General features: G+C 68.2%; 4 protein-coding genes. 3 read left to right on the top strand and 1 reads right to left on the bottom strand.

Going from position 1 to position 7,304, the window contains the following annotated elements:
* Positions 1-195: 195 nt before the first annotated feature.
* On the top strand, positions 196-1,557 hold the full coding sequence (gene glmM, locus ACQY7V_RS06235) for a phosphoglucosamine mutase (RefSeq protein ID WP_320836244.1): 1,362 nt from the start codon (positions 196-198) through the stop codon (positions 1,555-1,557).
* A gap of 163 nt (positions 1,558-1,720) precedes the next feature.
* Here glmM and ACQY7V_RS06230 read toward each other — a convergent pair whose 3' ends face one another.
* A complete protein-coding gene (locus ACQY7V_RS06230) occupies positions 1,721-2,743 on the bottom strand; it encodes a LacI family DNA-binding transcriptional regulator (RefSeq protein ID WP_154476266.1) in 1,023 nt (340 codons plus the stop codon).
* Positions 2,744-2,859: 116 nt separating this feature from the next.
* Between ACQY7V_RS06230 and ACQY7V_RS06225 the strand changes: the two genes are divergently transcribed.
* Together ACQY7V_RS06225 and ACQY7V_RS06220 are read left to right on the top strand one after the other, a co-directional pair.
* Entirely contained in the window at positions 2,860-5,745 is a 2,886-nt protein-coding gene (locus ACQY7V_RS06225) for a glycoside hydrolase family 2 TIM barrel-domain containing protein (RefSeq protein WP_320836245.1), read from the top strand.
* 130 nt (positions 5,746-5,875) lie between these two features.
* Positions 5,876-7,285 carry an extracellular solute-binding protein gene (locus ACQY7V_RS06220; RefSeq protein WP_154476270.1) on the top strand — a complete coding sequence of 470 codons (1,410 nt, stop codon included), beginning with the start codon at positions 5,876-5,878 and terminating at the stop codon, positions 7,283-7,285.
* Positions 7,286-7,304: the final 19 nt, after the last annotated feature.

Genomic DNA, 7,304 nt, shown 5'->3' with positions numbered 1-7,304 from the left:
GGAGTGCCCCGTCGATGGGGCCCGTCATGGCCGGCCAGGCGCCCGCGAGCGTCCGACTCGTGGCCCCTCGCCGGTGCCGAATGCGCCGGGAGGCGAGCCGCGGGCCCTTCGACCGCTTTCGGGCCGGGCCGAGTAGGCTGTCCTCAGCGCTCGGCCGCGGATCGCGTCCGGGCTCGACGACGGGAAGGAACCTTCATGGCGAGAATGTTCGGCACCGATGGAGTGCGCGGGCTTGCGAATGATCTGCTCACCCCTGCACTGGCCGTTCAGCTCGGTCAGGCGGCCGCGCGGGTCCTCACGCGCGACAACCCCTCGGGCATCCGCTCGCGCACCGGGCGGCCGCGGGCGATCGTCGGCCGCGACACGCGGGCGAGCGGCGAATTCCTCGACCACGCGATCAGCGCCGGCCTCGCCTCCTCGGGCGTGGACGTGACCCGCGTCGGGATCCTCCCGACGCCGGCGATCGCCCACCTCACGGCGACGCAGAACATCGACCTCGGCGTCGTCATCTCCGCTTCGCACAACCCCTTCCAGGACAACGGCATCAAGTTCTTCGCACGCGGCGGCTACAAGCTCGACGATGCGCTCGAGGACGAGATCGAGGCCCTCCTCGGCAAGGTCGAGGACCTGCCGACCGGCCTCGGAGTCGGCCGCGTCATCAAGGGGGAGACCGTCGCCGACCAGAACTACGTCAACCACCTCGTCGATTCCGTTGCGACCGACCTGTCCGGTCTGCGCATCGTCGTCGATGCGGCGAACGGCGCCGCCTCCTTCGTCGGCCCGGCCGCGCTGCGCGCCGCCGGTGCCGAGGTCATCGTCATCAACGCCTCCCCGGACGGCCTCAACATCAATGCGCACTGCGGCTCGACCCACCCCGAGCAGCTCCAGAACTACGTCGTCTCGACCCATGCGGACATGGGCGTCGCCTACGACGGGGATGCGGACCGCTGCCTCGCGGTCGACGCCGGGGGCAACCTCGTCGACGGCGACCAGATCATGGGCCTCCTCGCCGTCGGCATGAAGGAGGACGGCACCCTCGGTTCGGATACGCTCGTCGTCACCGTCATGTCGAATCTCGGCCTCATCCTCGCGATGAAGGAGCACGGCATCCGCACCGTCCAGACCGGCGTCGGCGACCGCTACGTGCTGGAGAAGATGCTTCAGGGCGGCTACACCCTCGGCGGCGAGCAGTCGGGTCACGTCATCGACACGATCCACGCGACGACCGGCGACGGCGTGCTCACTTCTTTGCGCGTCGCCGCGCGGATGAAGCGCACCGGAAAGTCCCTCGCCGAGCTCGCCTCCATCGTCTCGCGCCTCCCGCAGACCCTCATCAACGTCAAGGGGGTCGACAAGGCCTCGGCCGGTACGAACGCGGCGGTGCAGGCGGCCGTCCTCCGGGCCGAAGAGGAGCTCGGCGAGACCGGTCGCGTCCTCCTGCGGCCCTCGGGCACAGAGCCGCTCGTGCGCGTCATGGTCGAGGCGGCGACTCAGGAGCGGGCGGACTCGGTCGCCCAGACCCTCGCGGATGTGGTCAAGGAGAATCTGTCGCTCTAGGTGGCATTCCCTTGAAGCGTCAAGGGCCCGGGTTCACTTTCGTGAGCCCGGGCCCCTTTCATTTCGGCCTTCGGCTCAGGTCGGCGTCGAGGGGCTCCCGACGGGGCGCGGGCCCGCTCGCATTCCCCTCTTCGGACCGGGAGGCGCGATCGCCGTGCCCTGCTCAGTGCGTGAGGCGGACGGATGCGCCCCATACCGGTGAGGTGGGGATGGTGGTCACCCTGCGCGCTGTTCGGGGGGCTTCGATGATGGTGATGAGCGCGTCGACCGCCGCTTCGGTCATCTCCCGCAGGGGCCAGTCGACGGTGGTGAGGCGCGAGTCGCCCGCGCTCCGTCGTTCGTTGTTGCCGAATCCGAGGATCGACAGCCTCTCCGGGACCGGGATCCGGAGCTCCTCCGCGGCGGTGAAGACCCCGGGTGTTTGAGAATCGTCGGAGCAGAAGATGAGTTCGATCAGCGGATCGCGGCTGAGCAGGTCCAGGCAGGCCCGGTGGGCGGTGGCGGCCTCCCAGTCGGGCAGGGAGATCATTTCGGCCCTTTCGCCGTATCGGGTGAAGAGGGGGTTCTGTCGGGAGTGGTTGGTATTGGGGCCGGCGAGGAAGATCGCGTGCGAGCGGTGCGCGCTCGGCGGATCGAATCGGTCGAGGATGGCGTCGACTCCCGCTGATTCGTCGATGCGGATCAGGGCCCTGGTGTCTGCGACGTCTTCGGTTTCGATCATGGACATCCCGACGACGGGGATGCCCATGTCGGCGAGGAGGGCGTTGGCGAACTGCTCGGCGGAGGTGGTTTCGCGGATGACCCCTGCGAGCGGGGTGTCGGAGATGAGGGCGCGGATCACCTCCGCGTCGGTGGCCTCCTCGCTGCTCTGGAAAAGGGGGATGAGGAGGTAGCCGCGCCGTTGGATCTCGATCATCGCGGTGGTGAGGACCGTGTGGACGACGGGGACGAAGGGGTCGTCGGGAAGGGCGGCCATGAGCAGGGCGATGAGGTGGCTGTTCCCGGAGCGCAGGGAGCGCGCCGCCGCATTCGGGATGTAGTTGAGCCGGAGGGCCGCCGCTTTGACCCGGGAGATGGTCGCTTCGGCGATCTTGAGTTCTTTTCCGCGCCCGTTGAGGACGAGGGAGACGGTCGAGGGGGCGACTCCTGCGGCTTTGGCGACGTCCGCGCGGGTTGCGCGTTCCATGATGTCCCCCTTCTACGTCGACGGGTTTGGGAATCCAGTGACTATAACGTGTTAGTCTTGGTCTGCGGTCATCGCGGACCTCAGTGATCATTTCATCTCTTGTGGAGACTTGCGCAGTGAAAGTCGCATTCCAATCGGAATCCTATGCTCCCGTCGCGGGACGCGTATGCGATCCCCGCGCGCACCTGAAGGACGATCGGGGAGTGCTCCGCCTCAACGGGACATGGGGGTTCCGCTGGAGCGAGTCCGATCCCTCCTACGGCCTCGATCCGGGTGAGCCCGCCCCCTGCCCGCCCTCGCCGATGCCGGAGACGATCGACGTCCCCTCGCACTGGGTCCTGCGAGGGGGAGGGCGCTGGGGCGCGCCCTGCTACACCAATGTGGTCTTCCCCTTCCCCGTCTGCCCGCCCTTCCCGCCCCAGGACAATCCGACCGGCGACTACCATCGGCGATTCGAACTCCCCGCCTCCTGGGATCTCGAGGGCGGTCGCGTGCGTCTGCGCTTCGAGGGTGCGGAATCGATGCTCCGCGTCTGGGTGAACGCCCAGTGGATCGGGATGGCGACGGGATCGCGCCTCGCGCACGAGTTCGACATCACCGACTCCCTGCGCGCGGGCGGCAATGAATTGATCGTCCGGGTCTCGCAGTACTCCTCCGGCTCCTACCTCGAGGATCAGGATCAATGGTGGCTTCCGGGGCTCTTCCGGGACGTGGAGCTGCGCTACCTGCGCTTCGGGGACATCGAGGACCTGTGGATCAGGGGCGATTACGACCCGGTCGGGGGAAGGGGGAGCCTCGAGGTCGAGGCGAGGCTGTGCGAGGGCCCCGGTGCCCCTCCCGCCTCCGTGGGCTTCGAGTTGCGGATCGACGAGGGCGGGGCGCGCGTGCTCGATCTCGTGCGGGGAGGGGACGGGCGCTACGCCTCGGCCCCTCTTGATGTCGGAGGCGTGGAGCCGTGGTCCCCGGACGCGCCGAGACTGTACGGGATCGGGGTGGCGCCGATCGGGAATCCGGGCGCGGTCCGTTCGCTCGCGATCGGATTCACGCGGGTGGAGATCGTCGAGGGGCAGCTGCGGGCGAACGGGGAGCCCCTCAAGCTCAACGGCGTCAACCGGCATGAGATACGCGCCGATGAGGGGAGGGTCTTCGACGAGGCGTGGGCGAGGCGGGACTTCGCGCTCATGAAGTCCTTGGGGGTCAACGCCATTCGCACCAGCCACTACCCGCCTCATCCCCGCCTTCTCGATCTCGCCGACGAGATCGGCCTGTGGGTGATGCTCGAAGGCGATATCGAGACCCACGGCTTCGAGGGGGAGGGGGAGTGGGAGTCCAATCCGACGGCGGACCCCCGGTGGCGCGGGGCGTTCCTGGACCGGACGATGAGGGCCTTCGAGCGCGACAAGAACCATCCTTCGATCTTCTGCTGGTCGCTCGGCAATGAATCGGGCACCGGGGCGAACATGGCCGAGGCCGCACGGCGCCTGAGGGCCCGGGCGGGTGCGAGGGCCCTGCTCCACTACGAGGGCGATCACGCCTTGGAGTACACGGACATCTACTCGCGGATGTACCCCACGCTCGAAGAGGTGCGCGCGGTCCTCGAGGCCGCGGATCCGGGCGCCCCCGTCGCCGTCGAGGGGCATCCCGCGAGTCGGGTGTCCGCCGAGGCACGGGCGCGCATCAGGAGGGCCCCCTATCTCATGTGCGAGTACCTCCATGCGATGGGGACCGGACCGGGGGGCGCGCGGGACTACGCGGCGCTCATGGGCCATCCCCGTCATGCGGGCGGCTTCGTGTGGGAGTGGCGCGATCACGCCCTGTGGCAGGACACCGATTCGGGCAGGAGGCTCGCCTACGGGGGCGACTTCGGCGAGGCCGTGCACGACGGATCCTTCGTCTGCGACGGCCTGGTGAGCGCGGACTCGCGCATTTATGCGGGGACTTACGCCTGGGCGCGGGCGATGGCGCCGGAGGCGCCGGCCCTCTCCGCCGGGCCCGCAGGGCAGGGCGAGGGGGCGGCCCGTCTTCGCGCGACGGCGGAGCGGATCGAGGACGTGCGGGTCGAGAGCGGAAGGGAACGCTTCTTCGTCCTCGATGAGGCGGGCGGTCTCGTCCGCGTCGGGGACATGGGGTTCGGCCCTGTCGTCCTCAGCGCCTTCCGGGCGCCCACGGACAATGATCGAGGGCGCGGCCCCGTCGATTACTGGGGGCTCCGCGAGGGCCGGGAGGGGGAGCTGGGTGCGGGCCTCAATGAGCGCGGGGTCTCGCACGCGCAGCGCTGGAAGGCCGCGGGCCTGCATCTGCTCAGCCGTCGACTGCTCGCGATCGAGGACATGGGCGGGGGAGCGGTCCGCGTCCGTGAGAGGTGGGCGCCGCCCTCGGTGCTCTTCGGCCTGGAGAGCGAGGCCGTCTATTCGCCGCTCGTCCTCGACGAGGGGGCCGGAGTGCGGCGCGGGGTTCGCGTGCGGGTCTCGCTCCGCCCGGAGGGCCGGTGGCCCGAGCGCATCCCCCGCCTCGGTGTGAGGTTCGAACTCCCCGGCGTCGGATGGGGGGCGCAGTGGTTGGGCGAACGCGACATCGCCTACCCCGATATGCCCGGCGGGCATCCGCATTCGTACACGAGGGCCGAGGTCGCGGAGCTGTGGGAGCGGGGCGTGCGGCCTCAGGAGGGCGGGCACCGTCCCTCCTTGGAGGTGCTGAGGCTCGAGTCGTCCGCGCAGGGGTCGGCGCCTCGGCGGCGTCTGGACCTCGTCGCGGTGGGGGAGATCGGCTGGAGCGCCTGCGAATGGAACGAGCTCGAGTTGGACGCCGCCGGGCACTGGGAGGACCTGCCGAAGAGCGAGCGGACCTACCTGTGGCTCGACGCCCTGCATGAGGGGATCGGATCGCGTTCTTGCGGTCCTGATGTGCGGCCTCGATACGCCGCTCGGATGCGGCCGTGCGCGATCGAATGCCTGCTCGTCCCCTCGTGGGTGCGGACGGAGGGCGTGAATGTTACGCGTTGATAACGATTCGATCGGAGGGCTTCTTCCGATGCGGCGGAATGTATCCTTGGACCGAAGGACTAACACGAGATAGTCATTCAGTTCAGACACTGGCGTCAACTGAGGAATCCACAAACCAATGGAGGTTTTCATGGTGAACAAGCGGCTCATGGGAAGCGCGGCCGCCCTCGCTCTCCTCGCATCCGTCGGCCTCGCCGGATGCGGCTCCGGTACGGGGACGACGAACGCGGACTCGGCAGGCTCGGGGACGAGCGCGATCCCGGCCCCGGACGTCAATTGCGACGTCCCGGAGGCCAACATCAGCGCAGACGCGATCGACACCTCGAAGGCCGAAGGGGAGATCACCTTCCAGACTCAGGGCCTGCAGGCCGACTTCGCCGACTTCTTCGAAGCGAAGATCGCCGAATTCGAGAAGGAGAACCCCGGGACGAAGATCAACTGGACGGACCAGGGCGGCGGCGCCGAATTCGATCAGACCATCACCGCCCAGGCCGTCAACTGCAAGATGGCGGACGTCGTCAACGTCCCCTCTTCGACCATCCTCGCCCTTTCGAAGGCCAACCTCCTGATGGACTACGACGTCAAGGCGCCCGGAATCGGCGACAAGTTCGTAGCCTCCATCTGGGAATCGACCGCCCTGGGCGCCAATGACCACCACACGGCGCTCCCCTGGTACTACGGCCCCTACATCACGACCTACAACAAGGAGGTCTTCGACAAGTCCGGCCTCGACGTCAACACCCCGCCGAAGACGATGACGGAGATGTTCGACTACGCCGCCAAGGTCACCGCCGCCGGCAACGGGGACTACGGCATCTACGGCTCCCCGGAGTGGTACATGGTCGCCCAGCTCCACGGGATGGGGGTCAACCTGCTCAACTCCGAGCGCAGCGCCTTCGACTTCGCGGACAACCCGGCGGCGATCGAGTACGTCACGAGGTTCGCCGAGCTCTACGAGCAGGGGGCGATCCCGAAGGACTCCCTCACGGGCGAACCCGATCCGGGCAAGGCCTACGCGGACGGGAACCTCGCCTTCGGCACGCCGAACGCCTCCTTCCTCAAGTCCGTGAAGGCCAACAACGCGACCGTCTACGAGAACACGGGCGTGGGCCCCTTCCCGACCGACGAGGGCATCAAACCCGTCTTCGAAGGGCAGTACATCGGGGTCTCGGTCACGACGGGGAACGCCCCTCTCGCCCTCAAATTCGCCGAGTGGATCACCAACGCCGAAAACGAATACGCCTGGACTCACGACGGCGGCGCGATCATCTTCCCGGCGGCGACCGAAGCGCTCGACAAGCTCGCCGCCAACCCGCCGCAGATCGCCGACGACCCGGTTTTCAAGGCCGCATACGAGCAGGCCGCGGCGGCCGCCAAGGAGGCCGAGGCCTACACCGACGTCTTCTACACGACCGGCGGAGTCCAGGACGCCCTGGTCAAGAACGTCAACATGGCGATCCGCGGTGAAGTCGATCCGGCTACCGCTCTGAAGACCGCTCAAGACGAGATGAACAGGCTCCTCGAAGAGCTCAAGGGCTGATCGAACAGCATCAGCACCC

The sequence above is a fragment of the Schaalia sp. genome, assembly GCF_050312375.1.
Lineage (GTDB): Bacteria > Actinomycetota > Actinomycetes > Actinomycetales > Actinomycetaceae > Pauljensenia > Pauljensenia hyovaginalis.
Note: the sequence above shows the minus strand (reverse complement) of the source record. Positions and strands in the feature narration are given on the sequence as shown.

What these genes read in the sequence shown, in the direction of transcription:
- ACQY7V_RS06230 (WP_154476266.1), bottom strand. Translation starts at nt 2,743, where the DNA reads ATGGAACGCGCAACCCGCGCGGACGTCGCCAAAGCCGCAGGAGTCGCC.
- ACQY7V_RS06220 (WP_154476270.1), top strand. Translation starts at nt 5,876, where the DNA reads ATGGTGAACAAGCGGCTCATGGGAAGCGCGGCCGCCCTCGCTCTCCTC.
- glmM (WP_320836244.1), top strand. Translation starts at nt 196, where the DNA reads ATGGCGAGAATGTTCGGCACCGATGGAGTGCGCGGGCTTGCGAATGAT.